Annotated in this window: 24 protein-coding genes; 3 read left to right on the top strand and 21 right to left on the bottom strand. The window is 68.1% G+C overall.

Translation table 11 applies throughout. The features are described 5' to 3' along the window. Positions 1 to 44: 44 nt before the first annotated feature. Positions 45 to 1,061, bottom strand: coding sequence for a succinylglutamate desuccinylase/aspartoacylase family protein (locus BT183_RS13415; protein ID WP_072343917.1), 1,017 nt, complete (start codon positions 1,059 to 1,061; stop codon positions 45 to 47). Positions 1,062 to 1,076: 15 nt separating this feature from the next. Further along, complete coding sequence (locus BT183_RS13410) at positions 1,077 to 2,132, bottom strand: pyridoxal-phosphate dependent enzyme (protein WP_143145797.1); 1,056 nt, start codon at positions 2,130 to 2,132, stop codon at positions 1,077 to 1,079. Between the two features lie 217 nt (positions 2,133 to 2,349). Between BT183_RS13410 and BT183_RS13405 the strand changes: the two genes are divergently transcribed. The 3 genes from BT183_RS13405 to BT183_RS13395 are packed head-to-tail and all read left to right on the top strand — an operon-like array spanning position 2,350 to position 5,221. Continuing rightward, on the top strand, positions 2,350 to 2,835 hold the full coding sequence (locus tag BT183_RS13405) for a RidA family protein (protein ID WP_072343911.1): 486 nt from the start codon (positions 2,350 to 2,352) through the stop codon (positions 2,833 to 2,835). Further along, a complete protein-coding gene (locus BT183_RS13400) occupies positions 2,832 to 3,758 on the top strand; it encodes an SIS domain-containing protein (RefSeq protein ID WP_084603520.1) in 927 nt (308 codons plus the stop codon). Before BT183_RS13405 ends, BT183_RS13400 begins: the two co-directional genes overlap by 4 nt. Then, positions 3,755 to 5,221, top strand: a complete 1,467-nt coding sequence (locus BT183_RS13395; protein WP_072343909.1) for a M81 family metallopeptidase — start codon at positions 3,755 to 3,757, stop codon at positions 5,219 to 5,221. Before BT183_RS13400 ends, BT183_RS13395 begins: the two co-directional genes overlap by 4 nt. A gap of 9 nt (positions 5,222 to 5,230) precedes the next feature. Here the strand turns inward: BT183_RS13395 and trxC are convergent, their stop codons facing one another. The 19 genes from trxC to BT183_RS13300 form a co-directional block, all read right to left on the bottom strand. Then, positions 5,231 to 5,671: a thioredoxin TrxC gene (gene trxC / locus BT183_RS13390; protein WP_072343906.1), complete on the bottom strand. Its 441-nt coding sequence runs from the start codon at positions 5,669 to 5,671 to the stop codon at positions 5,231 to 5,233. Positions 5,672 to 5,680: 9 nt separating this feature from the next. Next, positions 5,681 to 7,423, bottom strand: a complete 1,743-nt coding sequence (locus BT183_RS13385) for a SulP family inorganic anion transporter (protein ID WP_072343905.1) — start codon at positions 7,421 to 7,423, stop codon at positions 5,681 to 5,683. Between the two features lie 66 nt (positions 7,424 to 7,489). Next, entirely contained in the window at positions 7,490 to 7,813 is a 324-nt protein-coding gene (locus tag BT183_RS13380; protein WP_072343902.1) for a protein tyrosine phosphatase family protein, read from the bottom strand. Between the two features lie 112 nt (positions 7,814 to 7,925). Next, positions 7,926 to 8,819 carry an MBL fold metallo-hydrolase gene (locus BT183_RS13375; RefSeq protein ID WP_072343900.1) on the bottom strand — a complete coding sequence of 298 codons (894 nt, stop codon included), beginning with the start codon at positions 8,817 to 8,819 and terminating at the stop codon, positions 7,926 to 7,928. A 19-nt stretch (positions 8,820 to 8,838) separates the two neighbouring features. Next, the gene (locus BT183_RS13370) at positions 8,839 to 9,276 is read right to left on the bottom strand and encodes a DUF6691 family protein (RefSeq protein WP_072343897.1); all 438 of its coding nucleotides are present in this window, start codon (positions 9,274 to 9,276) and stop codon (positions 8,839 to 8,841) included. Continuing rightward, entirely contained in the window at positions 9,276 to 9,704 is a 429-nt protein-coding gene (locus BT183_RS13365) for a YeeE/YedE family protein (protein ID WP_072343895.1), read from the bottom strand. The genes BT183_RS13370 and BT183_RS13365 overlap by 1 nt, the downstream gene beginning before the upstream one ends. Then, positions 9,701 to 9,919 carry a YgaP family membrane protein gene (locus tag BT183_RS13360; protein ID WP_072343892.1) on the bottom strand — a complete coding sequence of 73 codons (219 nt, stop codon included), beginning with the start codon at positions 9,917 to 9,919 and terminating at the stop codon, positions 9,701 to 9,703. The genes BT183_RS13365 and BT183_RS13360 overlap by 4 nt, the downstream gene beginning before the upstream one ends. 162 nt (positions 9,920 to 10,081) lie before the next feature. Next, a complete protein-coding gene (locus BT183_RS13355; RefSeq protein ID WP_072343890.1) occupies positions 10,082 to 13,570 on the bottom strand; it encodes an ATP-binding protein in 3,489 nt (1,162 codons plus the stop codon). Beyond that, positions 13,570 to 14,850 (bottom strand): metallophosphoesterase family protein, encoded by a 1,281-nt coding sequence (locus BT183_RS13350; protein ID WP_072343887.1) that lies wholly within the window; start codon positions 14,848 to 14,850, stop codon positions 13,570 to 13,572. The genes BT183_RS13355 and BT183_RS13350 overlap by 1 nt, the downstream gene beginning before the upstream one ends. A gap of 63 nt (positions 14,851 to 14,913) precedes the next feature. After that, the gene (locus BT183_RS13345) at positions 14,914 to 15,951 is read right to left on the bottom strand and encodes an NAD/NADP octopine/nopaline dehydrogenase family protein (RefSeq protein ID WP_072343885.1); all 1,038 of its coding nucleotides are present in this window, start codon (positions 15,949 to 15,951) and stop codon (positions 14,914 to 14,916) included. Further along, positions 15,948 to 17,081: an NAD(P)/FAD-dependent oxidoreductase gene (locus BT183_RS13340; protein WP_072343883.1), complete on the bottom strand. Its 1,134-nt coding sequence runs from the start codon at positions 17,079 to 17,081 to the stop codon at positions 15,948 to 15,950. Before BT183_RS13340 ends, BT183_RS13345 begins: the two co-directional genes overlap by 4 nt. Positions 17,082 to 17,095: 14 nt before the next feature. Beyond that, entirely contained in the window at positions 17,096 to 18,481 is a 1,386-nt protein-coding gene (locus BT183_RS13335) for a M20/M25/M40 family metallo-hydrolase (RefSeq protein ID WP_072343881.1), read from the bottom strand. A 25-nt stretch (positions 18,482 to 18,506) separates the two neighbouring features. Next, complete coding sequence (locus tag BT183_RS13330) at positions 18,507 to 19,397, bottom strand: ABC transporter permease (protein ID WP_143145796.1); 891 nt, start codon at positions 19,395 to 19,397, stop codon at positions 18,507 to 18,509. Then, positions 19,394 to 20,341: an ABC transporter permease gene (locus BT183_RS13325; protein WP_072343879.1), complete on the bottom strand. Its 948-nt coding sequence runs from the start codon at positions 20,339 to 20,341 to the stop codon at positions 19,394 to 19,396. Before BT183_RS13325 ends, BT183_RS13330 begins: the two co-directional genes overlap by 4 nt. A 68-nt stretch (positions 20,342 to 20,409) precedes the next feature. Next, entirely contained in the window at positions 20,410 to 21,909 is a 1,500-nt protein-coding gene (locus BT183_RS13320) for an ABC transporter substrate-binding protein (protein ID WP_244545330.1), read from the bottom strand. Beyond that, a complete protein-coding gene (locus BT183_RS13315; protein WP_143145828.1) occupies positions 21,909 to 23,015 on the bottom strand; it encodes an ABC transporter ATP-binding protein in 1,107 nt (368 codons plus the stop codon). Before BT183_RS13315 ends, BT183_RS13320 begins: the two co-directional genes overlap by 1 nt. Positions 23,016 to 23,080: 65 nt before the next feature. Continuing rightward, positions 23,081 to 24,082, bottom strand: coding sequence for an ABC transporter ATP-binding protein (locus tag BT183_RS13310; protein ID WP_072343872.1), 1,002 nt, complete (start codon positions 24,080 to 24,082; stop codon positions 23,081 to 23,083). After that, complete coding sequence (locus tag BT183_RS13305; RefSeq protein WP_072343869.1) at positions 24,079 to 25,218, bottom strand: NAD(P)/FAD-dependent oxidoreductase; 1,140 nt, start codon at positions 25,216 to 25,218, stop codon at positions 24,079 to 24,081. Before BT183_RS13305 ends, BT183_RS13310 begins: the two co-directional genes overlap by 4 nt. A gap of 152 nt (positions 25,219 to 25,370) precedes the next feature. After that, entirely contained in the window at positions 25,371 to 26,105 is a 735-nt protein-coding gene (locus BT183_RS13300) for a GntR family transcriptional regulator (RefSeq protein WP_143145795.1), read from the bottom strand. Positions 26,106 to 26,163: the final 58 nt, after the last annotated feature.

Genomic DNA, 26,163 nt, shown 5'->3' with positions numbered 1-26,163 from the left:
CCGGAGTGATCCGGCCGGGGCTGTCCTGCAATCTTGATGCGGCGTCAGCCGGGCAGCATGTCGGCTTCGCTGGCGTCCCGTGCGAGGTGAAGGAGCACATCCCCCGCCACGGCGATGGCCGGCACCCGGCGGCAGACGACGAGCCCCATTGCGGGCATGGCAAGCTCGACCGGCGGCAGGTCGGGCCGGTTGAAATCCCAGAGCCGCCCCGCCACATCGCCTTCCGCGACCGTCTCCCCGAGCGCCACGATCGGCTCGAACACCCCGGCATGAGGCGCCCGCAGATAGCCCTCGGGCGGCACCAGCATCAGCCTTGGCCGAGCATCGCTCAGCCTCGCCGCCGCGATGCCCAGATGCGCCATCATCCGGGCAATGCCGTCGCGCGCGATGGCCATCGTGGTCGGGCTCAGCCCGCCCGCGCCACCCAGTTCGGTGGCAAAGGCGGGAATGCCGCGCGCGAGCGCCGCCGCCACCAGCGTGCCGCGCGATTCCGATTTCAGCGCAGCCAGCGCCAGAGGCGCGCCGAAGGCCTGCATGGCGGCGATGACCTTGCCCGCAAGGACGTGATCCTCGGGAATGCGGGCGAGGGTCGCCGGCATGTAATCCAGCGTCTTGCCGCCTGCATGCAGGTCCACCACGCAATCGGCGAGCGGCAGCAGCAGCCGGTCGATGCCCTCGGCGATGAGCGCGGTGATCCCGCCCGCCGGATCGCCCGGAAAGAGCCGCGCCAGATTGCCGCCATCCTCGGGCGAAGTCCGCGCCCCCGCCGCAAAGGCCAGCGGATTGGCGACCGGCACGATGATCACCCGGCCGGTGAGCCCCTCCGGCCTCAGGTTTCGCGCAAGCTCGAGCAGCGCCACCGGCCCCTCATACTCGTCCCCATGCACGCCGCCCGTCAGCAGCAGCGTGGGGCCCGGCCGGCCATTGACCACGATGACCGGCACCTCGATCCGCCCATAGGCCGATCCGTCATGGGAATGGGGCACCACCAGCGCCCCGCGCGAAACGCCCTGCGCCTCGGGGTCGATCGTCAGCCGCGCCGGCCCGATGGCCTTGTCCATGAAGGACACTCCGGTTCAGGTCGTCGCAAAGCGCGCGGCGTGGGTGAAGAGGCCCGGCGTTCCGCCCGAATGCACGAACACCACCGATGCCCCGGGCGCGATGCGCCCGTCGCCCGCAGCAGCAACCAGCGCCGCCATGCCCTTGCCGGTATAGACCGGGTCGAGCACCAGCCCTTCGGTCTCGCCCGCGAGCCGCACCGCCGCGACGCTGGCTTCAGACGGAATGCCATAGCCGGGCCCGATCTCGGTATCGATGATGTCGAAATCCTCCGCCGCAAGCCGCGTCGCGTAGCCCAGCCGCTCGGCCGCGACATTGGCGGCTTCGGTGATCCACGCCTTGAGCCGCGCCTCGGGCTGCTGCGCGCTCACCCCCACCACCCGCACCGGCGAGCCCAGATGCTTGAACCCCAGCGCCAGCCCGGCCAGCGACAGGCCCGAGCCACACACCGCCATCACCAGATCGGGCGTATGGCCCGCCGTCTTGAAATCGGCCACGAGTTCGGCCGCCCCCGCCACCCAGCCGGCAACGCCGGTTGCGGCGCTGGTGCCGGTCAGTTGCACCACATGCGGAGTGCGCCCTCTGGCGCGATAGTCATCCGCAATGGCATCGAGTTCGGCCCGGATCGCCGGGTCCCACGGATCGCTCTGCTGGGTAAAGGTGACCCGCGCACCGAAGATATGGTCGAGCATGAGGTTGCCGACCACCTCCGTGCCCATCTTGGCCCGCAGATGCAGATGGCATCCGAGCCCGACCTTGGCCGCCGCGCCCGCCAACGAGCGGCAGAAATTGGATTGGCTGCCGGCCGTGGTGATCAGCATGTCGGCGCCCGCCGCCAGGGCCTCGGCAATGAGAAAATCGAGTTGCCGCAGCTTGTTGCCGCCCAGCGCATAGCCCGCCATGTCCTCGCGCTTGATAGCGAGCCGCGCCACCCCGATGGCTTCGGCCAGCCGGGGCGCCCGTTCATAAGGGGTCGGCAGCCGCGCCAGCCTCACCCGTTCGAGCCCGGTGACGCTCTCGATTTCGAGGGGCAGATCGTCGCGCATGGCGCGGGCGGCAGCTTGAAGGGTCACGATGAGGTCCGTTTCGCCAGATGCTGGGAGGCCGGAAGGAACGGGGGACGCATCACCGGCCGCCGACCCTTTGCAAGTCGATGTAGATAAGTTACAGAATTGGACACGTCAATCGCCTCTCGGCCGGAAGAAACGGCCGAAGGGCCGCCCGCCCAGCCCATCCACCTACCGTTTCACGGGCGCGGGATGGATCTTCGAACCACAAGGACGACCCCGCATGAGCATTGAGGCCCGCATCGCAGAACTTGGGCTTGCCCTCCTGCAAGCATCTGAACCCAAAGGCAATTACATTCCCTTCAAGCGCACGGGAAACCTGCTCTACATCTCCGGCCAGCTGCCGCTCGGCCCCGATGGCAAGGTGCCCGAGCGCTGGACCGGCAAGATAGGGAGTAAAGTTACGGAAGCCGAGGGCAATGCCGCCGCGCGGGCCTGCCTCCTCACCATTCTGTCGCAGGCGCGGCTGGCGCTGGGCTCGCTCGACCGGCTGCACGCCTGCGTCCGCCTCGGCGGCTTCGTCAATGCCGAACCCGACTATACAACCCCCGGCGCCGTGGTGAATGGCGCGTCCGATGCAATCGTGGACATCATGGGCGAGGCCGGCCGCCACAGCCGCACCACCATCGGCGTGGCGACACTGCCCCTCGAGGCCTGTGTCGAGGTAGAAGCGGTCTTCGAGATTTCCGAGCGTCCGGAGCACATGTGACAGACATCCCCCTCAATGGCAGCGAGCCCGCCCAGCGCGACGGTCATTTTCTCGACGAACTGGCCTACCGGCGCGACGGGCTGTCGCCGTCCGAACGCCGCGTCGCCGACTATGTGCTGGGCAATCCCCAGACGGTGATGCGCATGTCGATCGCCGCGCTCGCCGAAACCGTGGGGGTCAGCCAGCCCACCGTGCTGCGTTTCGTCCGCGCGGTCGGCCTGCGGAACTATCCTGAACTCAAGCTCCAGACCGGGCAGAGCCTCGCCTCGGGCACCCCCTATATTCATTCCGACGTGCTCTCGAGCGATACCCTCGACAGGGTCAGCGAAAAGATCATCGATTCCAGCATCTATGCGCTCACCATGCTCAAGCGCTCGATCGATCTCGATGCGCTGGGCCGCGCCATCGATATCCTGGCCGATGCCCCGCGCATCGACTGCTACGGCACCGGCGCCGCGCGCATGCTGGCGCTCGAGGCCCAGCAGAAGCTCATGCGCTTCGGCAATCCCGTCGTCGCCTATGACGACACCCATCTGCAACGGCTCGCCGCCGCCACCTTGCGCGAGGGCGATGTGGCGCTGTGCTTTTCCCATACCGGCATGGTGCGCGACACGGTGATCATGGCGCAGAAGGCGCGCGAATGCGGCGCCCGGGTCGTCACCATCACCAAGCCCGACACGGCGCTGGCACGGGCCGGCGACATCAACCTTGCCATCGATACCCATGAAAACACCGAGATCTACGCGCCCATGACCTCGCGCGTCGCGCATGCGACCTTGATCGACATCATCGCCACCGCGATTGCCCTGCGCGGCGGGCCGGCACTGTTCGCGCGCCTGCGCAGCGCCAAGGATAGCCTCAGCGATCTGCGCATCCTGCCCGAGCCGCCGCAATCGCAGCGCAGCCGGAAGCCGCGCGCATGAGGGTGTTCGTCGCCTCGCTCGCCACCGAGACCAACACGTTTTCGCCCATCCGCATCGACCGGCGCGCCTTCCACGACGCCTTCTATGCCGCCCCGGGCGAACATCCGCCCACCCCGACGCTCTGCTCGGCGCCCTTTATCGCGGCGCGACGGCGGGCGAAGACGGATGGCTTTACCCTCATCGAGGGCACCGCGACCTGGGCCGAGCCGGCCGGCATCGTCTCGCGAGAGGCCTATGAGAGCCTGCGCGACGAAATCCTCGACCAGCTCAGCGCCGCCCTGCCGCTCGATATCGCGCTTTTCGGCCTCCATGGCGCCATGATCGCCGAGGGCTATGAGGATTGCGAAGGCGACCTCCTCGCCCGCGCCCGCGCCATCGTCGGCCCCGATACCGTCATCGGCGTCGAGCTCGATCCCCACTGCCACCTGACGCAGGCGATGATCGAATCCAGCACGCTCATCGTCGCCTTCAAGGAGGTGCCGCACAGCGATTTTTCCGAACGCGCCGAAGACCTTGTCGATCTCTGCCTGCGCACCGCGCGCAAGCAGATCGTCCCGCACATGGCCGTGCTCGATTGCCGCGCCATCGCCAATTTCCTCACGAGCCGCGAGCCCGGCCGCTTGCTCGTCGACGACATCATGGCGCGCGAGGGCCAGGGCAGCGTGCTCGGCATCTCCATCATCCACGGCTTTCCGGCCGCCGACATGCCTGATGTGGGCACCAAGATCCTCGTCATAACCGACGCCGATCCCGCAACGGGCCGGGCGCTGGCGAGCGAATTGTCTGACCGCGTGCTGGGCTTTGGCGCCAACCGCATGCCAGAAATGCCGGGCCCGGAAGAGGCCGTGGCCCGCGCCGTCGCGGCCCCGCGCGGCCCGGTGATCCTCGTGGATCGGTGGGACAATCCGGGCGGCGGGGTTGCGGGCGACAGCACCTTCCTCCTCCACGCGCTGATGACGCACAAGCATGTCCCAACGGCTGCCGGTGCGCTGTGGGACCCGGTGGCGGTGGAATTCTGCCGCGCCGCCGGCCCCGGCGCCCGCCTGCGGCTGCGCTTTGGCGGCAAGGCGGCAGAAACCTCGGGCATCCCCATCGACGCCGATGTCGAGGTGATCGCCGTCACCGACGATCTCGTCATCCCCTTCCAGCAAAGCCTCGTCTCGCTGGGTGCCGCCGCATCGCTGCGCATCGGGGAATTCGAAGTGGTTCTCGCCAGCAAGAGAGCGCAGACTTTCCACCCCGATGTCTTTACCCGGATGGGCATAGACCTTCGGGCCCGCAAGGCCGTGGCGATCAAGTCGGCGAGCCATTTCTACCCAGCCTTCGCGCCCATCGCCGCCGAGATCATCTATGTCAATTGCGGCGGACCCTATCCGCCCGATCCGCGCGCCATTCCCTACACCCGCCTGCGCCGGCCGATGGCGCCGATGGAGCCAAGCACCCCGGTCTGGATGACCGAGTAGACATAGGCCTCAGCCGCGCGCCTGCTCCTCGGCCCATTTGAGGATCTGCCCGCTCGGCATGGCGCCCGAAACCCGCGCCACTTCCTTGCCGCCCCTGAACAGGATCATGGTGGGAATGCCGCGAATGCCGAGCCGGCCCGCCAGCTCCTGATTGTCGTCGGAGTTGAGCTTCACGAAGCGCAGGCCGGGCTCGGCCATCTTGGCCGCCGCCGCAAATTGCGGCCCCATCACCTGGCACGGCCCGCACCAGGGCGCCCAGACATCTACCAGAACAGGGATGTCGGACTTGCCGATATGCTTTTCGAGGATGGCCGCCGGCACGTCGGCGGGTACGCCCGAAAACAGCGCCACCCCGCACTTGCCGCATTTGCCGTCCCTGGCCGCCGCGCCCACCGGCACCCGGTTGGTCGCGCCGCAGGCCGAACACACCACATGCTGGGTCTGAGCCATAATCACCTCCTATGTCGCCGCCAGCAGCGCGGCATCCGCACGCCGCCGCTCGGCGATCGACAGCATCGCCTGATGATGGGACAGATGCACGCTGCCCGTCAGATGCCTGAGGAAATCCGAGCGTTCGAGCCTGTCCATCACCGGCCCCTTGACTTCCGAAAGATGGAGACGCACGCCCAGATCATCAAGCCTCTGGGCAATGGCCTCGAGGCTTTCGAGCGCCGAAAGATCGATGGCGTTGACCGCCGAGCACAGCAGCACCACGTCGGAAAGCCCCGGATTGGCGGCGACCTGGTTGATCACCAGATCTTCGAGAAACCGCGCATTGGCGAAGTAAAGGCTCTCATCCACCCGGATCGAGAGGATGGCTGGGTCGGTCACCACCGTGTGGCGCTTGACGTTGCGATAATGCTCGGTGCCCGGCACCAGCCCCACCACCGCCGCGTGCGGCCGCGAGGAGCGGTAGAGGAAAACGAGGATGGAGGCGCCCACCCCCAGCGAAATGCCCACTTCCACCCCCAGCAGCAGCGTGCCCACAAGGGTGATCGCCACCGCCGCGAAATCGGCGCGCGAATAGGCCCAGGCGCGCTTGAGGATCGAAAAATCCACGAGCGTCAGAACCGCGAGGATGATCGTTGCCGACAGCGTCGCCTTGGGCAGCACGGCCAGCACGGGGGTGAGCAGCAGCGTCGCCCCGGCAATGCCGATGGCAGTGAAGGCGCCTGCCGCCGGCGTCGCCGCCCCGGCATCGAAATTGACCACCGAGCGGGCAAAGCCGCCCGTCACCGGATAGCCCCCGCCCACCGCGGCGGCGAGATTGGCGGCGCCCAGCCCCACCAGTTCCTGGTCGGGGTCGATGCGCTCGCGCCTCTTGGCCGCCAGCGTCTGGGCCACCGAGATCGATTCCACGAACCCCACGATCGAGATGATCAGCGCCGGCAGGGCCAGCTGCTCGATGATGCCGAAATCGAGCTGCGGCACCGCCAGCATCGGCAGGCCCTGCGGCACCGCGCCCACGACCGCCACGCCCTTTGCGCCGAGGTCCATCACCACCGACCACGCCATGGTGAGCGCGATCACCAGCACCGGCCCGGCCCGCACGATGAGCGTTGCGGGCCCCTTGGGCACGCCGAAGCGCTTGAGCCAGGTCTTGAGATCGAGCCGGATCCACAGGAGCAGCCCCAGCGCCACCACGCCCACCGCCACCGTATGCCAGTTGATCGCCCCGATATTGGCGAGGATCGAGCCCACCAGTTCGGGCATCGCATGGCCTTCGGTGCGGATGCCGAGCAGCCCGCCCACCTGGCTCGTGGCGATGATCAGCCCCGAAGCGGTGATGAAGCCCGAAATCACCGGATGGGAGAGGAAATTGGCGACAAAGCCGAGCCGGAAGAGCCCCATCGCCACCAGCATCAGCCCCGACAGCGCCGCCAGCATGATGGCGGCGGCGCCATAGCCCACCGAGCCTTCCGCCGCGATGCGCCCCACGGCGCTCGCCGTCATCAGCGACACCACCGCCACCGGCCCCACCGCGAGCGCCGTGGAGGTGCCAAAGATCGCATAGGCGACGAGCGGCAGGATCGAGGCATAGAGCCCCACCTCCGGCGGCAGCCCGGCGAGCAGCGCATAGGCCAGCGATTGCGGGATCAGCATGATGGTGACGATCAGCGCCGCGACGAGGTCGCTGGTCAGCGTCTGCCGGTCATAGCGCCGACCCCAGTCGAGGATGGGAAAATAGGAGCGCAGGGACATCGCGATCACGCACGCAGTTTAGGGCGGAATTGCCCGGCATCCGCCGCCGGCCGGGCGCGGGGCGCTTTACCCCAGCGTGGCGTAGAGGCTGCCGGCCCGGGCGCCCGAGCGGCAATAGCCCAGAACCGGCTTGGGCAGGTTCGGCCAGGCCTCGGCAAACCGCATCACCTGCCCCTGCCCCAGAGGGCCGGAGACGGGGATATGCACGATGCTGAGGCCGGCCTCCTGGGCTGCCTTTTCCACCTCGGCAAAGGCGGGCTGGCCGGGCTCCTCATTATCGGGGCGGGCGCAGACGATGGCGCGATAGCCGGCATCGGCAATCGCCTTCACCTGTTGCGGCGTGATCTGCCCGGTCACCGAGAACTGGTCGTCGAGCTTGCGGATGGTCATGTCGAAATCCTTTCGCGATGCCCCGGCCGGGGGCTGGTGCGGTAATTGGCAAAGGGGTCCGTCCCCCGCGCCGGGGGCGTGGCACGGGGGACGGGAACGGGATCTGCTGCTGTCAGAGCCCGTTGACTGGAACCTTGAGGAAGGTCTTGCCGCTCTCGTCCCTGGGCGGCAGCCTGCCGCCGCGCATATTGACCTGCAGCGACGGGATGATCAGCTTGGGCATGGCGAGGGTCGCATCGCGCGCCTCGCGCATCTTGACGAATGTGTCCTCGTCGGTGCCGTGCCCGACATGGATGTTGTGGTCGATCTCCTCGCCCACCGTCGTTTCCCACTGGATGTCGCGCCCGTTGGGGCCGTAATCGTGGCACATGAACAGGCGCGTCTCGCGCGGCAGGCTCAGCACGCGCTGGATCGAGCGATAGAGCGTGCGGGCATCGCCGCCGGGAAAGTCGGCCCGCGCCGATCCGCCATCGGGCATGAACAGCGTGTCGCCTACGAATGCGGCGTCCCCGATGACGTGGGTCATGCAGGCCGGCGTATGGCCGGGCGTGTGCATCACATGGGCGGTGAGCCCGCCGATCTGGTAGCTATCGCCATCCTTGAACAGCCGGTCGAACTGGCTGCCGTCGCGCTGGAATTCGGTGCCTTCGTTGAAGATCTTGCCGAACGTCTCCTGCACGATGGTGATGTTTTCGCCGATGCCGAGCCTGCCCCCGAGCTTGCCCTGGATATAGGGCGCCGCTGAGAGGTGGTCGGCATGCACATGCGTCTCGATCAGCCATTCGAGCTTGAGCTGGTGCTGCTCGATATGGGCGATGATGGCATCGGCCCCGTCATAGGTGATGCGGCCGGCGGCATAATCGATGTCCATGACGCTGTCGATGACGGCGCAGGCATTCGAGTGCGGGTCCTTGACCACATAGGAAATGGTGTTGGTCGGCGCATCGAAGAAGGCGGTGACCTCGGGATGGGTATCGAGGTCGGGCGTGAAGGGAACGGCGCTCATTTATCGGTCCTTCCGTTCGTCAGGCGTTTTGCGGGCGCGCGGCCATCGCCGTGCGCAGGGCGCGGGCGGCGAAAATGCCCGCCATCATCGCGCCCACGAAAATGAAGGCGGAGGCTTCGCCCAGCCCCAGCGCCGGAATGGCGCCACCCGGGCAGAAGCCGGCAATGCCCCAGCCAATGCCGAACACGGCCGATCCACCGATGAGCGGCATGTCGATCCGCCGGCTGCCGGGCAGGTGGAAGCGGGCTTCGAACATCGGCGCCGGGCGCTTCAAAACGAAACGGTAGCCGATGGCCGTCACCAGCAGCGCCCCGCCCATCACGAAGGCCAGCGAGGGGTCCCAGGTGCCGAAGAGATCGAAGAAATTCAGCACCTTGGCCGGATTGGCCATGCCCGAGACGGCAATGCCGGTGCCAAAGACGAGGCCGATGAGCCCGGCCATGAGGATGCGCCGCATCAGAAGCCTCCCAGCACGTGGCGGATGACGAACACGGTGGCGATGGCGGTTGCCATGAAGGTCAGCGTTGCGGCGATCGAGCGCGGCGAGAGCCGTGCGATGCCGCAGACGCCATGTCCGGAGGTGCAGCCCGAGCCGAAATAGACCCCCACCCCCACGATCAGCCCGCCCACGATCAGCCACGGCGTCGGTACCGGGCTCTCGAACCCGATGGGGGTCCCCGTGAGCAGCGTCACCGCCAGGGGCGCAGCGACGGCACCGGCAAGGAACGCCGCCCGCCAGCCCCAGTCGGCCGAAACCGGCGGCAGGAGCCCGGTGATTATGCCCGTCATGCCGGCGATGCGACCATGGAAGGCCATCAGCAGCACTGCGGCCAGCCCGATCATCGTGCCACCGACGAATGAGGCAAGGGGTGTAAACGCAGTCATCGATCCGTCCTGAGCGTCGAAATGTTGAAGGGGATGTAGGCGGGGCAGATTTTCGCCACGCTGGTCATCACCAGAACCGCCCCGACCCCGATGGCCGCCCAGAAGGCGAAGGGCGATGCGAGGATCGGCAGGTGGAAAAACAGCGCCAGGACGAGGATCGACCCGCCGACGACGAACCGCAGAATACGATCGAGCCTTCCGATATTGCGCGTCATGGCATCCTCATCGTCCGGAGCTGTGTGTATCGGACAATGATCTGCGCAATCTCCGCCCGACACGCTCTCATATATAAGAATAATCTAATATGCGCAATAGGGCAGCACGCAGATTCGTCACGCCCTGGCGCCCGACGGCGAAGCCCCGCTCGGAAGCCCTTCTCAGGCGCCCGCGTCGATCTCGTGGATGGTGACGCCGGGCACCACGGCCCGGGCGATGGCGCAGAGGTGGCGGTGGTGGGTGAGGTAGATCACCTGCCCCATCCCTGCCATGCGCCCCAGGAGCCGGAACACTTCTTCCGAGCGCGGCTCGTCGAAGGTTTCCATGATGTCGTCGGCGATGAAGGGCACCGGCGGCCGGGCCGTGGCGAATTCCTCGTAGCCGGCCAGTCTCAGCGCCAGATAGAGCTGGAAGCGCGTGCCCTTGGACATGTCGACCGCGAGCTTGGAGCCCCCGCCCTCCACCAGTCCGATCAGCGCCTCGCGCTCCTTTTCGGGCCGCGTCGCCAGCCCCGCATAAGCCCCCCGCGTCATCTGGCGGAAGGCTTCCGAGGCCCGGTTCATCATGGCGCTGCGATGGCGCTCGCGATAGGCGCGCAGCGCCTGCTCGGCGAGCAAAGCCCCACTTCGGAGCCGCAGATAGCGCAGCGCCAGGTCTTCCATTTCCAGCACCAGCGTGCGCCGCCGCCCCTCGATGCGCGCCACCGCATCGTCCCCGCCGATGGCGGCGAGGCGATCCTCGGCGATGGCCCGCTCGGCCACTCGCGCCCGAACCTGCGCCTCCAGCCCTTCGACGCGTGGGGACAGCTCGGCCAGCTCGGCTTCGAGCGCCTCACCATCGGCGCCCTCCATCTTCGCGAGCGCCTCGTCCAGCGCGGGCGCCTCCATCTCGGCCGCGATGCGGCGCGACAGTTCTGCGCTTGCTGCGGCGATCTGGTCGCGGCGTTGGCAGAGATCGAGGGCGGAGCGCACCGCCTCCGGCGTCTCGAAGCCAAAAAAACGCTTCATCGCCTCGAGGCGGCTCTCGAGCCCGCGCAACTGCGCCGCAATCGCTGCCCGCCTGTCGCCAAGCGCTTCGAGATCGGTCGCGAGCCGTTCGGCCTGCGCCTCCACGGTCCGCGCCGCATCGAGCCGCGCCCTGAGGCCGCGTGCGGCCACAAGCGCCGCATCGGGCTCGACCCCCTCGCCAAGCCCATCCGCGATCTCGGCGACAGCCCGCACGAACCGCTCCTGGTCGGCCGTCATCGCCTCGACGCGATGGGCCAGCTCCTGCCCCTCGGCAAGCAGCGGCGAGAGCCCGGCCAGCGATCCGAGCAGCGCCTCGACGGCGGTCGGATCGTCCGCACGGTCAGCAAACCAGCTCGACCCGATCGCCGCCTGCCAGCGCGCCTGCCAGTCGGCACGCCCGGCTTTCGCGGCCGCAAAGGCGCGCGCCCGCACAGTCGCTGCCGCCATCACCTCGGCCCGATGCTTTTCGGCCAGCCGCGTCCGCGCCCGCGCCGCTGTCGCCTCACTCAGCAGCGCATCGGCCGCCGCAAGCAGCGCATCGAGCGGCAACCGGGCCATGGCCGGGTCGCGGCTCGACAGCGCGGCGGCCAGCCCCTCCTGCACCTCGGCGAGGCCGGCATCGGCTGCCTCGCGCTCGCTTTCGGCCCGGCGCAGGGCGATGAGCGCCTCACGCGCCGCGCCATGGGCAAGGCTCCAGCGCGCCAGTTCGCCGAGGCGGCTCGCCGGATCGGCAAGACCTTCGATCAGAACGCCCGCGGGCACCGCCGCCGCGATCTCGTCGGCAAGCGCGGCCTCTGCCGCCCGGTTCGCCTCGAGGGCTGCCGCAAACCCCGTCTCGCGCGCCTGCGCCGCTGCCAGGTCGGACGACAGAACCCGCAGCTCCGCCAATTCCGCCGCTCCCAGAAGTCGCGCCTCGGCGATGGCGTCGGTGTGCCTCAGCCTTTCGGCAAAGGCCTCCGCGCTCGGCCGGTCGAGCTGCGCCATATGCTCGGTCCAGGCCGCATCCCGACGCGCACGCGCGTCCTGCGCCTCCTCGTCCGAAATCAGCCGCGCGCCCTGCCGCAGCACCGTCCGACGCGCCTCGGTCTCGGCCATGAGCGCGCGAACGCTCGCGATCTCCCCGGCCAGCTGTTTTTTGTCGCGCACGAGCATGTCGAGCCGATCCTGCCAGCGCGACAGGCGCTCGGCCGGCAGCGGCGCGATGCGGGCCAGCGTTTCGGCATCGGCCGGCCAGGGCGACAGCGCCCGCACCGCATCGGCAAGGGCGCGCTTGCGCTCCTCGATCATGCGCCGAGCCTGGCGCTGGTCGCCCACGAGATCGCCGCTCCGCAGCCGGCCTAGAAGCGCCGTGATCGTCGCGATCAGCGCCGGCCCCACCGGCTCTCGCCCGGCAGCGTCGTCGTCGCCGCGTTCGAGCGCGGCCACCGCCTCGCTTGCGGCCCGATGCTCGGCCTCGGCCTTTTCCAGCCGCACCTCGACACCCGATCGTTCCGCGATCAGCCCGCGCAGCGCCCCGAGCGTTGCCGCCGGCACCACCAGCGCCTGCGGTTCGGCATGGCCGGCTTCGCCGAGATCGGCGAGCAGCAGCCCGAGCCGCTCCTGCCACTGGGCAAGGCGGGGCCGCAGCTTGGGCAGATCCTTGTCGGCCGTCACGAACCGGGCCTCGCCATCGGCCAGCCCTGAGATGGCATCGGCAAACGTCAGCACCGCCTCGTCGCGCCAAAGCCCGTCGCGACGGGCTTCGAGCCGGGCCTCGTGATCGGCCTCGGCCGCGTCCCGGGCGATGAGGGCCGCGCGTTCAGTCTCGAGCCCCGTGAGTGCCGCCGGCCAGTCTGGGGGCGGATGCGGCAGGCCCGCCAGCGGCTTCGCCTCGGCGCCGAGCCGGCTGAGTTCGCCCCTCAGCGGCAGGGCACGCAACAGCCGCGTGATCTGTCGCTGGCGCGCCTGCGCCTCGGCCAGCCCGCGCGCCGCCCCCTCATAGGCCGTGTCCGCCTGCTGCAGCGCCCCCGTCAGCTGTCTGAACGTCGAGGCCTGCACGTCGATGGCGTCGCGCCGGGTCTTGAGTTCGGCCATTTCGCGCTTGAGCTCGGCCATGCGCGTCGAGCTCGCCCGCTTGCGGAAGATGCCGTCCGCCTCCTTGGCCACCCCTTCGAGAATGCCGCTGATGCCGGCGAGCCCCGCGCTGGCCGAAAACAGCAATTCCCCCAGATCGCCCTTGCTTTCGAGGATGGCATTGCCGCCCTCCTCCAGCGTCTGGTCGTCGAGCGAGAACATCATGCGATAGGCCTCGCGCGAAAGCCCGGCCAGCGGCACGCTCAGCAGCGCCTCGTTGACCGGCTGGCCCTGCGCATCGAGCAGCGAATTGGCCCGCTGCTTGATCCGGCGCAGCGCATGCGTGCGGCCCGAAAACTCCAGCGCCCCGCCCACTTCCATGGTCTTGGGCTGGTGCAGAAAGCCGTAGCGCGTCCGCTCCTCGATGCCGAACAGCAGGTCGAGATAGGCCGACAGCGCCGTCGATTTCCCCGCCTCATTGAGCCCGTAGACGATGTGCAGGTCCGGCGTGCCCGGCCGCGCCGCGCCGAAATCGATGCTGTGATCGGTGAACTTGCCGTAGCGGTTGAGATCGAGCCGGCGGAGCCGCATCAGCCCCTCCCGCCCTGCGTGTCGGCGCCGTCAGGCTTGAGCCGCGCCAGCACCTCCTCGCCGCCCTCGGCGATGAGGCTGTCGAGAAAATCCTCAAACGCGGCCTCGTCCTCCCCGGCAAAGCGCCGCGCCTCGGGCGGCAGGTCGCCCTGCATCTCGATCACCAGCGCCCGCAGCGCTTCGCGCACGCCATGCTGGCCGGCGATCTCGCCGCGCATCAGCAGCCCCAGTTCCTCCACCGGGTCGGCGCTGGGCCCGGAGAGCCCCGCCTCGGGCGCCCGCGTCTCGAGCTTCAACGCCTCGATCCAGCTGCGTCCCACGCCCATGGCCCGCTGCTCGATTTCGGCCAGCAGCAGGTCGCGATCGCGCCGCAGGGCGAAATTGAGCCCGGTCGTGCCCTCAAGGGTGAGCCGCGCCACGAGATGATCCGCCCCCACCCGGTCCCGCAGGGCCCCGAGCGCGCGTTCGATCACCGCGATTGCCCCGCGCCAGTCCTCGGCCGGCGAAAGATCGACGCTCAGCCGCTCGAACTGAGCGATGCCTACCGCGCGCTGCTCGAGCGTGATCCGACGATCGTCTCCGATGGTCACGAGCGCCACCGATTTCTCGCCGGCCTCGTTGATGTCGCGGCCCTGCGGCATGCCCGGCATCACCACATGGCGCGCCCCCTCGTGCCGGGCGCCGGCATGGATATGCCCCAGCGCCCAATAGTCGAAGCCCCAGTCATGCAGGTCGCTCGCCCGGCTCGGCGCATAGGGGTCGTGGCCGGGGGCCCCGGCGAGGCTCGTATGCATGATGCCGATATTGACCGCATCGGGCAGCGGCCGGCGATATTTCTCGAGCAGGCTTTCGGGCGCCTGCGGCCGCGCAAAGGAGAGCCCGTGGATATGCACCGGCACGGCGCCTGTTCCCGCCGCCATCGCCTCGGCCCGCCCGCCAAACACCGTCACCGAGGGCGGCAGGATCAGCTCCTTGGTGATGTTGGAGAGCGCGTCGTGATTGCCGCGGATGATGAAGGTGCCGATCCCCGCCTCATCGAGCCGCTGCATCTGGGTGGCGAGGAACCGCGCCGTCTTCATCGATGTCTGTTCGCCGTCATAGAGGTCGCCGGCGATGACGAGCGCATCCACCTGTTCCTCGAGCGCCAGATCGACGATGCGCACCAGCGCCTGGCGCGTCGCATCGCCCACCAGTTCGGCAAGCTCGGCATTGCGCAGCGCCAGCGAGCGCAGCGGCGAATCGAGATGGAGGTCGGCGGTGTGGATGAAGCGAAAAACCATCGCTCCACTCCTACGCAACCCGGGACAAAAAGGGAACCCGCCCTTTTCGCCGCCACTTCGGCTTTATCGTCCGGCGAGCAGTGCCGCGATATCGAGATCGCCCACAAGGTCGTTCTCGGCGGCAAAATCCCGCCCGTAAAGCGCCGAAAGCAGCGCCAGCCCCGAGCGGTGCAGCACCGGGTCGAGCCCCAGCGCCTCCCCCAGCCGCACCAGCGGCACGAGGCCGAAAGGCGCATCCTCGAGCACATAGCGCGTCTCGATGCCGGTCGGCCCCAGCTGCCCGGGCCCTTCGGCGCGGATCGCCTCGGCCATGGTTTCGAGCCTGTCGATGGGGATGCCGTAGGAGAGATGATAATGCTCGGGCGCGGTGCGCACCGAAAGCCCGAGCCGCGCCGCCATGGCGAGCCGTTCGGCATCGAGCCCCGCCATCAGTCGCGCCACCGATGCGGTCAGATTTTCGCTCTGCCCCCAGGCCTCGCCCCGTTCCATGCGGGTGAAATTGGTCAGCGCCAGCGCCAGATGCGCCTGCGGATTGAGGTTGGAGAGCGAAATCGCGAGCAGGTCCGCGCGCGCGGTGAAATGGTCCCCGAAAATCTCGGCGCAAAGCCCGAGCGCAGCATCATCGCCGGCCGGCAGGCTCGCCGCGTCGATGCGCTTGCGCAGCGTGTTGATGCGCACCGCGGCCGGCCCCGTCCGTCGCGCCCGCAACAGCGTCGTGCCCCAGGCGATGATCGGCGTGCGCCTGCCCGCCGCCGCAAGCCGCTGCGCCAGCGCAAACCCACCCAGCGCCGGATGGGCGTTGATGATCACCAGCTGCCCGGGCACGAGGCTCTCGGCCAGACGGTCATAGACCATCCGGTGCCCATTGGCCGGCAGCGCCACCAGCACCGCATCGGCGCCCGCGACGGCGTCCGCAAGGCGATCGGCCACCGCCACGCGATAGGCACCGGCAAACAGCCCCTCGACCACGAGTTCGCCCGCGCGCAGGGGCTCCGTGCTCTTGCCCGAGGGCGACCACAGCACCGGCGCGTGCCCGCGTGTCACAAGATGGGCGGCGCTGGCAAGGCCGATGGCGCCCGCCCCCAGAATGGCGACCTTCATACCGCCGGGCCGAAGAACCGCGCTGGCCGGAATTCGGCCAGTTCGGGCACCTGCCGGCCATGCACCAGCTCGGCCGTCACCGCCTCGCCGATAAAGGCGCCCATCGTCACCCCGCTATGGGTCACGGTGACATAATAGTTCTTGAGCGCCGGGTGCGGGCCGATGGCAGACAGCCCGTCGGCCGGGATCGGGCGGATGGCGATGCGCACCGCCTCAACCGCGACGCCCTTGAGCGCCGGCATCAGCTTGATGGTGCGTTCGAGCAACTTCTGGGCCGCCGGATTCGCGGGCACGGGGTCGGAATCCGCCGGCACCGTCTTGTCGATGTCGTTGGCCCGCAGCAGCAGGCGGCCCGCACCATCGGGCCGGCAATTGACCAGAGGCGTCCGCATGCCGTGCCTGAGGCTCGTGTCGCTGCTCGTCGTATAGGCGATGAGCCCCACCGTCGGGGCCAGCGGCAATTCGAAATCGGGGGCGCCCACCACCTCATTGGCCCAGCGCCCGCCGCTGTTGACCACCACATCGGCTTCGATGGTCTCGCCGTTTTGGAGCACCACGCCACAGGCGGCGCCGTTGCGCACGAGCAGCGCCGTCACCTTGTGGCCGAGCAGCAGTTTGAGCCCATGCCGCGCGATGGCGGTGCGCACCATGGTGCCGGCATAGACCGGCGCATCGAGCCAGCCATCCTCGGGATAATAGATCGCGCCCTCTTGCTCGAAGGTCGCGGGGTCGACGTCGGGCTCGAGTTCGGCCAGCTGCTTGGCATCGATGCGCTCGGCCGGATAACCCCAGCTCCGCAGCACATCCACCTTGTCGCCTTCAGCGTCCCCGAAGCCTTCGGCCTCGGCCCCGGCGCTCTGCCACTGGATGACGCCGGGCCGATGCAGCCAGTTGGAGCCCTTGAACTCCTCTTCCGCGACGCGGCGATGCGTGCGCACCCCGGCCATGTTGAGGGTGTAATAGGCGCGCGGATTGATCTTTTCGCAGGCATTGACCCAGGCATAGCTGGTCGCGGAGGTGCCGGCCCCGACGCGGTTGGCGTCGATCAGCGTCACCTCGGCGCCGGCCTCGGCAATGCGATAGGCGATGGACGAGCCGATGACCCCGGCTCCGACGACGATGGCTTTCATCGCTGCATTCCCTCTTATTGGCTCTGGTTCCAGATGCGGCCGAGTTCGGTCAGCATCAGCGGCCAGCAGGTAACGCCTTCCCTGATGCTGGTGATGGCGTAGGATTCATTGGGCGCATGCACGCCATCGGCCGGCAGGCTGAACCCGAACATCAGCGTGTCGATGCCCAGATGGTCCCGGATGGTCGCGGTGATGGGCGAGGTGCCGCCCGAACGCACCCGCACCGGCGTCTTGCCGGTGATCTCGCGCAACACGCGATCGGCGGCAACCACCAGCGGGCTCTCTTCGCCGAGGCTATAGGCCGGCGCCCCGCCCCGGTCGGAGCGGATCTCGAGCCGCGTGCCCTCGGGCGCATGCGCCTCGAGATGGCGGATCACGGCGGCAGCCGTCTCCCTGGGATCCTGCCCGGCGATGAGCCGGATGGTGATCTTGGCATGGGCGGCATTGGGGATGACGGTCTTGGACCCCGGCCCGGTATAGCCGCCCCACATGCCGTTGATTTCGAGCGTCGGCATCAGCGTCAGCCGCTCGATCGCGGTGTAATCGGGATAGCCATGCGCCACCCCGCCAAAGCTGGCAAAGAACGCATCCTCGTCCATCGCGAGTTCGGCGGAATGCCGGCGCTGCTGTTCGGTCGGCCGCGCCGCCTCGGGCAGGAACCCCTCGACCATCACCCGGCCTTCGGCGTCATGCAGGCTGGCCAGCAGATGCGCCATGTCGTGCAGCGCATTGCGGGTCGTGCCGCCATAGCGGCCCGAATGCAGGTCGCGCACCGCCGAGGTCCTGAGCGTCACTTCGAGCGCATTGACGCCCCGGCACCCCACATTGATCGCCGGCCAGAACCCGTTGCGCCCGCCATCGGCCGAGAGCACCAGATCGCCCTTGATGAGGTCGGCATAGCGTTCGAAGATCGCCGGCAGGCTCGGGGCGCCCACCTCCTCCTCGCCTTCGAAGAGGCAGCGGACATTGAAGGGAAACCCGCCTTCGATTTGCAGATAGGCGGCGAGGCTTTCGAGCGCGATGGTCGAGGAGCCCTTGTTGTCCGAGGCCCCGCGCCCATAGAGCCGGTCGCCCCGCTGGGTCAGAACGAAGGGCTCGCTCTCCCACGCATCGAGCGGATCGGGCGGCTGCACGTCGTAATGGCCATAGACGATGAGCGTCGGCTTGCCCGGCGCATGCATCCAGTCGGCATAGACCGCCTTGTGCCCGCCGCCATCGAGCAGCTGCACATTCTCCATCCCCATGCCCGCGAGCCGGGCCATGAGAAAGTCGCGCGCCGCCGCCATCCCGTTTTCGAAGGCCGGATCGGCGCTGACGCTGGCGCAGGCCACATACTGCCCCAGCCGGCCGATGATGGCCTCGATCTGGGTTGCGAGATGATCGGCCACGCGTTGGCTCATGGTCGGTTGGCTCCGTTCAAAAATGTCAGCTGTCGCGCGGGTCGAGCGCGTCGCGCAGCCCGTCCCCGAAAAGGTTGAAGCCCAGCACCACTAGGAAGATCGCCCCGCCCGGGAAGATCGACATCCACGGCGCCTGGGTCATGAAGTTCTTGGCGGTGTTCAGCATCGAGCCCCAGGAGGGGTTGGGCGGCTGCTGCCCGAGCCCGAGAAACGAGAGGCTGGCTTCCGCGATGATCGCGGTCGCCACCGTGATGGTCGCCTGCACCACCACCGGGGGCAGGATGTTGGGCAGGATGTAGCGCAATATGATCAGCCCATGCGGCAGCCCGATGGCATGGGCGCCCTCGACATAATCCTCGGTCTTGACCGCCAGCACCTGCCCGCGGGTAAGGCGCACGAAGATCGGGGTGGCGGCGATGCCGATCGCCAGCATGGCATTGACGAGGCTCGGCCCCAGCGTCGCGGCCAGCGCGATGGCGAGGATCAGCGACGGAATGGCCAGCAGCGCCTCGATGACGCGCGAGATCGCCCCATCCACGAGCCCGCCGAAATAGCCCGAGATCAGCCCAAGCGGCACCCCGATGGCGAGCGCGATGGCCACCGAGACCACCCCCGCCATCAGCGAGGCGCGCGCGCCATAAAGCAGCCGGCTGTAGATATCGCGCCCGATCTCGTCGGTCCCGAGCCAGAATTCCGCCGAAGGCGGCTTCCTGATGCTGGTGAAAGCCGTCGCGAACGGATCGTGGGTCGCCAGCAGCGGCGCAAAGATCGCGAGCAGCGCGAAGAGGATGACGATGCCCGCGCCCACCAGCGCACCGCGATTGCGCGCCAGCTTGGCCAGCCCGCGAAAGCCCTTCCGTTTCGCGATCGGTTGCGCCGCCGTCGTGCCTGCTGCCCCTTGCGCCATCTGCGTCATTGCGGGTGCCTCAGGCGCGGGTTGATGAGGATATAGAGCATGTCGGCAACAAGGTTCATGAAGATGAAGCCGATGGCGGTAAAGAGCACCACGCCCTGCACCACGGCATAGTCGCGGGTAAAGACCGCATCGACGATGAGCTTGCCAAAGCCGGGGATGACGAAGATCTGCTCGGTCAGCACCGCCCCGGCCAGCAGGTCGCCAAAGAGCAGCGTCGAGAGCGTCACGATCGGCATCAGCGCATTGCCCAGCGCGTGCTTCAAGATCACCGTCTTGCTCAGGAGCCCCTTGGCGCGGGCGGTGCGGATATAGTCGGAATTGAGCACGCCCAGCATGGCGCTGCGGGTATGGCGCATCAGATAGGCCGCTACCGCCGTCGAGAGCACGAAGGCCGGCATCAGCATCGAGCGGATCGAGAGCCAGGCATCCTGCGTCAGCGGCACATAGCCCGAGGCCGGCAGCAGTTTCCACTGCACCGCCACCACCATGATCAGCATGATGCCGAGCCAGAAATTGGGGATCGACATGCCCGACAGCGCCACAGTGTTGGCGACATAGTCGGTTGCCGTATTTTTGCGCACCGCCGCGATGATGCCGGCCGGAATGCCGATCAGCATCGCCATGATCATCGCCATGGTGGCCAGCTGCACGGTGATTGGCAGCTTCTGCAAAATCATCTCGGTCACTGGCAGGCCGGTGCGGATCGAGCTGCCGAAATCACCCCGCAGCACATTGCCGATCCACGCCAGGTACTGCACCGGCATCGGGTCATCGAGCCGGTATTTCTCGCGCAGGAAGGCCACGACTTCGGGGTTGGATTCCTCGGCCGTCATGGTGAGGATCGGGTCGCCGGGCAGCATCCGCTGCAACCCGAAGATCAGCATCGACACGATGATCAGCGTCGGTATGGCAACCACGACGCGTCTGATGATGAGCTGGAGCACCGGCGGCGAGACCTTTGAGCAATGGGGCGGCAGTCATGCCGCCGCCCCCTGGGAGCGTTCGGGACGGATCAGTCGGCCATCTTCACGCCGGCGAGCCGCAGCACGCCGTCGGCATAGGAGGTGAAGCCCTCGATATTGGCGCGATAGGCCCAGGTGCGCGGGGTGTAGTAGAAATAGAGCGCCGGCAGGTCCTCGGCGGCGATCGTCTGCGCCTCGTCGTAAAGCGCCTTGCGTTCGGCCTGGTCGTTGATGGTGCGGGCCTTGTCGAGCAGCGCGGTCAGCTCGTCATTGCAGTAATTGCCCACATTGCCGGCGCTGCCGCAGGCGAGGTAGCGGTGGAAATTGCCATCGGGATCGATGCGGCCCGAGGCGCCGAACTGGCTGACCTCGAAATTGCCCGCCTCGCGCTCGGCGACATAGGCGGCGAATTCCATCGGGCGCAGCGCGATCTGGAAGCCCGCTTCGCTCGCCATCGCCTGCACCAGCTCGAACAGCGACTGCATGGCGCTGTTGTTGGCATAAAGGATCTCGAATTCCACCGTCTCATGGCCGGCTTCGGCCATCAGCGCCTTGGCCTGCTCGATGTCGCGGCCGCCCCCGTCGAATTCCGGGTTATAGGCCCAGGAGGCCGAGGAGAAGGGCTGGTAGGCCGGCGGATAGGTGCCCGCGCCCAGCACGTCGTTGATCACGTTGCGGTCGATGGTCAGCTCCAGCGCCTTGCGCAGCCGCGGGTCCTGGTTGATGGGCGACTGCGAGCGCTCGCCATTGCCCATGTTGAAGTTGACGCCGTAAAAGCCGAGGCCGGTCACGAGGTCGAAGACGAGATTGGAATCGCCCTCGATGGTGGCCATGTCATTGGGCGCTGGGCGCTCGATGATCTGCACGTCGCCCGACTGCAGGTTGGCGAGCCGCACCGTCGCATCGGGGATCGGCCGGAACGTCACCGTGTCGAAATGATAGTTGTCGGCATCCCAGTGGTCGGCGAACTTTTCGAGCACGATGCGGTCGTTCTGCACGCGCTCGGCGAACTTGTAGGGGCCCGAGCACACGACGCCGCCGGCCGGCGGGGTATCGAAGGCGGCCGGCGAGATCAGCATGCCGGCACGATCGGTGAGGTTGGCGAGGAAGGCGGCATCGGGCGCCTCGAGCGTCAGCGCGATTTCGTGCTCGCCCAGAACCTCGATGCCGGAAACCGACGCCAGCTCGGCCTTGCGGTTGCTCTCGGGCAGCGTCATGGCGCGCTCGAGATTGGCCTTCACCGCCTCGGCGGTGATCGGGGTGCCGTCATGGAACACCGCGTCATCGCGCAGCGTCATGGTCAGCACGGTGTCGCCTTCCGACCAGGTCCATTCGCTCACGATGCGCGGCACGATGGCAAGGCTGGTATCGATCTCGAACAGCGTGTCGCAGAGCGAGGCGAAGACCAGCCGGCCCACGAAGGTGTTGGCGCGATGCGGATCGAGGATATCCGGATCGTCCTGCATGGCGACGGTCAGGTCGGCGGCGCTCACCGCCGTTGCACCCATAAGGCCGGCCAGCACGGCCGACAGCACGAGTTTCTTCATCATCAAATCTCCCGGTTGATGGCTTGGTTCGCAGCGGCCGCCGTGGCGGTCGATGCGGTCAATGAAGGGCCCGGCACCGTGCCGGGCGAAAGGGATGGGTCGGCGGCGAGCTTGCGCGCCTGCCGGCCGCGATAGAGCGCGAGGCGCTCGCTGAGCTTGCCCTGGCGTTCGCCCGCAACCGGGGCGCTGACGCCCGCCGACTGGATTTCGCGCCAGAAATGGCACGCGACCTGCCGTCCGCCCTCCACCGTTTCGAGCACCGGATGGTCGCTGGTGCAGCGGGGCCGCGCATGCGGGCAGCGCGTGTGGAAGCGGCAGCCCGAAGGCGGCGCGGTCGGGCTCGGCACATCGCCCTGGAGCAGCGCGCGCTCGCCGCGCCGCGCCGGATCGGAGACGGGAATGGCCTCGAGCAGCGCCGCCGTATAGGGATGGAGCGGCGCTTCATAAAGCGCATCGGCCTCGGCGAGCTCGACGATCTCGCCCAGATACATCACCGCCACCCGATCGCTCATGTGGCGGATGACGGCGAGGTCATGGGCGACGATCACGAGTGTCAGCCCGAAATCGCCCTTGAGCCCTTCGAGCAGGTTGATCACCTGCGCCTGGATCGACACATCGAGCGCCGAGACCGGCTCGTCGCCCACGATCAGCTTCGGGCCACCGGCCAGCGCCCGCGCAATGCCGATGCGCTGGCGCTGGCCGCCCGAAAACTCGTGCGGATAGCGATCGGCCCAGTCGGCCCTGAGCCCGACGCGGCGCATCAGCTCGTCGACCCGGTCATTGACGGCGCTGCCGGTTTCGATCCGGTGGAGGCGGATGGGTTCGGCAAGGATCTGCCGCACGCTCATGCGCGGATTGAGCGAGGCGAACGGGTCCTGGAAGATGATCTGCAGGCGGCTACGCAACGCCCGCATCTGCGCCGGCGGCAGGGCGGTGATCTCCTCGCCCTCGAAGAACACCTGCCCCTCTGTGGGGTTGAGCAGCCGCAGCAGCAGCCGTCCGAGGGTGGACTTGCCGCAGCCCGATTCCCCCACGATGGCGAGGGTTTCCCCGCGCGCCACCGCGAGCGAGACATCGGACACCGCATGCACGAGGCTCGAGCGCCGCATCCAGTTGGCCGGATGGCCGAAGCGCTTGACGAGGTTGCGGGCCTCGAGAATGGGTTGGTCCGTGGTCACGCCGCCTCCACATTGAGTTCGAGCGGCGCATACCAGCAGGCGGCGGTGTGGCCCTCGGCAAAGCCACGCTGGGGCGGCACCTCCCCATGGCAGCGGGCATCCGCGAAGGGGCAGCGCGTGGCGAAGCGGCAGCCTTGCGGCATCTGGTCGAGCGGGGGCACCGAGCCCTCGATGGTCGCAAGCGTCCCCTCTCGGCGCCCCAACGATGGCACCGAGCCGAAGAGCCCGATCGTGTAGGGGTGCTGGGGATCGGCAAAGATCTGCGCGACCGTGCCGGTCTCGACGATGCGGCCGGCATACATCACCGCCACATGGTCGGCGACCTCGGCGACGACGCTGAGATCGTGGGTGATGAGGATCATCGCCGTGCCGGTCTCGCGCTGCAGTTTCTTGATGAGCGAGAGGATCTGCGCCTGGATCGTCACGTCGAGCGCCGTGGTCGGCTCGTCGGCGATCAGGAGGCGCGGCGCATTGGCCAGCGCCATGGCGATCATCGCGCGCTGCCGCATGCCGCCCGACATCTGGTGCGGATAGGCGTGGAAGCGCTTTTCGGGCGCCGGAATGCGCACCAGCCGCATCATCTCGATCGCCTTGGCGTTGGCGGCGGCCCGCCCGATGCCGGTATGGCGCAGCAGCCCCTCGGCGATCTGGTGCCCCACCGTCAGCGAGGGGTTGAGAGAGGTCATCGGCTCCTGGAAGATCATCGACAGCCGGTTGCCGCGCAGGTCGGCCAGCCGCCGGTCCGAGAGCGCAAACAGATCCTCGCCCTCGAAGAGCGCCTGTCCGCCGGTGATACGGGCCGGCGGCGTCGGCAGAAGCCCCATCAGCGCCAGCGAGGTCACGCTCTTGCCGCAGCCGCTTTCGCCCACGAGGCAGAGCGTCTCGCCCGGCTTGACCACAAACGAGATGCCATCAATCAGGCTCGGCCCCTCGCCCTTGGCGAAAGACAGCGAGAAATCCGTGACCGAAAGCAGCGGCGCGTCGGCGTGTGCGCTCATGCCGCCGCCTTGATGAAACGGTCCGGCCGATAGGGCGCGAGCAGGCCATCGACCCTGCCCTCGACGATTTCGGCGGTCAGCAGGCGCCCCACCAGCGCCGAAATATTGATCCCGCCATGGCTCACCGCCAGCCAGTAGCCGTCGACGCCCCGCACCGGCCCGATGGCGGGCAGCCCGTCACCGGGGATCGGGCGGATGCCGATGCGCACCGCTTCGACCGGAAGGCCCGAAAGCCCCGGCACCAGCCGCCAGAGCCGCTCCGCCAGCATCTGCGCTGCCGGATGGTCGGGGCGCGGCAGGTCCTCTGCACCCACCATCATGTCGATGTCGTTGGCGCGCAACAGCAGCCGTCCGCCCCCATCGCTGCGCACATTGAGCCCCGGGGTGCGCAGCACCTTCAAGACCGGCAGGGGCGCAGGGCGGGTGTAGGCGATAAGGCCCACCGTCGGGGCCTGCGGCACGCCGAGCCCGGCTTCGCCCGCCACTTCATTGGCCCAGCGCCCGGCGCAATTGACCACCACATCCGCCGCGATCACGTCACCCTGGTCCGTCTGGACGCCCGCGACCCGGCCGGAACGCACCAGCACCTCGGCAACGCTGGTATGGCTCAGAAGCTGCGCGCCATATCGGTCCCGCGCTGCGGCCACGAGGCTGCCGACATAAAGCGGCGCATCGAGATAGCCGTCCTCGGGATAATGAATGGCGAGCCCGTCTTCAGCCATGGCATCGGCAGAAAGCTGCGGCACGAGGCGCGCGAGATCGGCGCGGGCCAGCGTCTCGGCCGGATAATTGCGCGCCGCCAGCTGCCGCAGCTTGTGGGCGATCGGCATTTCACCCAAATCGAGCCCCTCGGCTCCGGCGCCCTGCCACTGGATCACGCCCGGCCTCGGATACCACTGGCCTTCGGGCCCGAACGCCTCGGCAAGGCGGCGATGCTCCTCCACCGCCGCGAGGCTCAGGGCGAAATAGGGGTCGGAGGCGAGTTTTTCCGCCGCACTGACCCAGGCAAAGCTCACCTGCGAGGTGCCGCCGCATGGCAGGCCGGCATCGATGAGCGTTACGGCGACGCCGGCTTCGGCGAGGCGGAATGCCACCGAGGCCCCTATCACCCCCGCTCCGATCACCAGCGCCTTCATCTTCGCCCTCACGCGAATGCAACGAAGACCTAGAATGCGCAGTTCTGAATGCAATTCAAGCAGAATTTGCGCGCAATATGACAGCGCCACGACGGCGCGACGCCACCTGGCGCCGGCGCGGCGCGTCAAAAGTACGGGTCTTTGAGGAGAATTCAGTCGGCGGCTTGGGCCGGATGGTCGTGGCGATAGCGCAGGGCGGCGGCCTGCTTGTTCATCAGGTGCCGGTAGAGGATGTCGTTGAGCTCGACACCCGAGCGCCGCTGCAGCGCATCGAGGATCTGCTCGTGCTCGCGCATCGCCTCGCCCCAGCGATCCTTGTGGTTTTCGCGATTGGCGTTGTAGCGCACCCTTTGCAGGCGCGTGGCGAAATTGTCATAGGTCACAGCCAGCGTCGCGTTGCGCGCCGCATCGACGATCGCCTTGTGGATCAGCTGGTTGAGCTTGAAATAGCTCGGCAGATCGCGCCGCATGTAGCTCGCATACATCTCATAATGCAGCTTTTCGACCGCCGCGATCTCGGCATCGGTGATGTTCTCGCAGGCCAGCCGGCCGGCCAGCGCCTCGAGCCCGCCCATCACCTCGAACAATTCGCGGATGTCGGTTTCGGTATAGGATCGCACCCGGGCTCCGCGATTGGGCAGCAATTCCACCAGCCCCTCGGCGGCCAGAACCTTCAGCGCCTCGCGCAGGGGGGTGCGCGAGATGCCGAAGCTCTCGCACAGCGTCCGCTCGGGGATGCGCGCGCCATCGGGCAGGCTGCCCTCGACGAGAAAGCGCCGCAGCTTGCCCAGGATCTCTTCATGCAACGACCCGGCTCCGGCGGGGTCGACCGCCTCCACCGCGATCTCCGCCCCCAGCGCCGCGACGGCGCCCCCCATCTCGGTCATGTCATTGCCCTTGCGCTCGGATTGGCCGGGATCGTTCGTGGATATCATTCGCCCGGAA

Source organism: Devosia enhydra, from assembly GCF_900119845.1.
Classification (GTDB): Bacteria; Pseudomonadota; Alphaproteobacteria; order Rhizobiales; family Devosiaceae; genus FPKU01.
The sequence above is the reverse complement of the archived record's forward strand: the minus strand, read 5'-3'. Positions and strand labels throughout refer to the sequence as shown.

Coding starts and splice junctions, on each gene's coding strand:
- BT183_RS13415 (WP_072343917.1), bottom strand. CDS start 1,061: ATGGACAAGGCCATCGGGCCGGCGCGGCTGACGATCGACCCCGAGGCG.
- BT183_RS13405 (WP_072343911.1), top strand. CDS start 2,350: ATGAGCATTGAGGCCCGCATCGCAGAACTTGGGCTTGCCCTCCTGCAA.
- BT183_RS13395 (WP_072343909.1), top strand. CDS start 3,755: ATGAGGGTGTTCGTCGCCTCGCTCGCCACCGAGACCAACACGTTTTCG.
- trxC (WP_072343906.1), bottom strand. CDS start 5,671: ATGGCTCAGACCCAGCATGTGGTGTGTTCGGCCTGCGGCGCGACCAAC.
- BT183_RS13385 (WP_072343905.1), bottom strand. CDS start 7,423: ATGTCCCTGCGCTCCTATTTTCCCATCCTCGACTGGGGTCGGCGCTAT.
- BT183_RS13380 (WP_072343902.1), bottom strand. CDS start 7,813: ATGACCATCCGCAAGCTCGACGACCAGTTCTCGGTGACCGGGCAGATC.
- BT183_RS13375 (WP_072343900.1), bottom strand. CDS start 8,819: ATGAGCGCCGTTCCCTTCACGCCCGACCTCGATACCCATCCCGAGGTC.
- BT183_RS13370 (WP_072343897.1), bottom strand. CDS start 9,276: ATGCGGCGCATCCTCATGGCCGGGCTCATCGGCCTCGTCTTTGGCACC.
- BT183_RS13365 (WP_072343895.1), bottom strand. CDS start 9,704: ATGACTGCGTTTACACCCCTTGCCTCATTCGTCGGTGGCACGATGATC.
- BT183_RS13360 (WP_072343892.1), bottom strand. CDS start 9,919: ATGACGCGCAATATCGGAAGGCTCGATCGTATTCTGCGGTTCGTCGTC.
- BT183_RS13355 (WP_072343890.1), bottom strand. CDS start 13,570: ATGCGGCTCCGCCGGCTCGATCTCAACCGCTACGGCAAGTTCACCGAT.
- BT183_RS13350 (WP_072343887.1), bottom strand. CDS start 14,850: ATGGTTTTTCGCTTCATCCACACCGCCGACCTCCATCTCGATTCGCCG.
- BT183_RS13345 (WP_072343885.1), bottom strand. CDS start 15,951: ATGAAGGTCGCCATTCTGGGGGCGGGCGCCATCGGCCTTGCCAGCGCC.
- BT183_RS13340 (WP_072343883.1), bottom strand. CDS start 17,081: ATGAAAGCCATCGTCGTCGGAGCCGGGGTCATCGGCTCGTCCATCGCC.
- BT183_RS13335 (WP_072343881.1), bottom strand. CDS start 18,481: ATGAGCCAACGCGTGGCCGATCATCTCGCAACCCAGATCGAGGCCATC.
- BT183_RS13330 (WP_143145796.1), bottom strand. CDS start 19,397: ATGACGCAGATGGCGCAAGGGGCAGCAGGCACGACGGCGGCGCAACCG.
- BT183_RS13320 (WP_244545330.1), bottom strand. CDS start 21,909: ATGATGAAGAAACTCGTGCTGTCGGCCGTGCTGGCCGGCCTTATGGGT.
- BT183_RS13315 (WP_143145828.1), bottom strand. CDS start 23,015: ATGCGGCGCTCGAGCCTCGTGCATGCGGTGTCCGATGTCTCGCTCGCG.
- BT183_RS13310 (WP_072343872.1), bottom strand. CDS start 24,082: ATGAGCGCACACGCCGACGCGCCGCTGCTTTCGGTCACGGATTTCTCG.
- BT183_RS13305 (WP_072343869.1), bottom strand. CDS start 25,218: ATGAAGGCGCTGGTGATCGGAGCGGGGGTGATAGGGGCCTCGGTGGCA.
- BT183_RS13300 (WP_143145795.1), bottom strand. CDS start 26,105: ATGACCGAGATGGGGGGCGCCGTCGCGGCGCTGGGGGCGGAGATCGCG.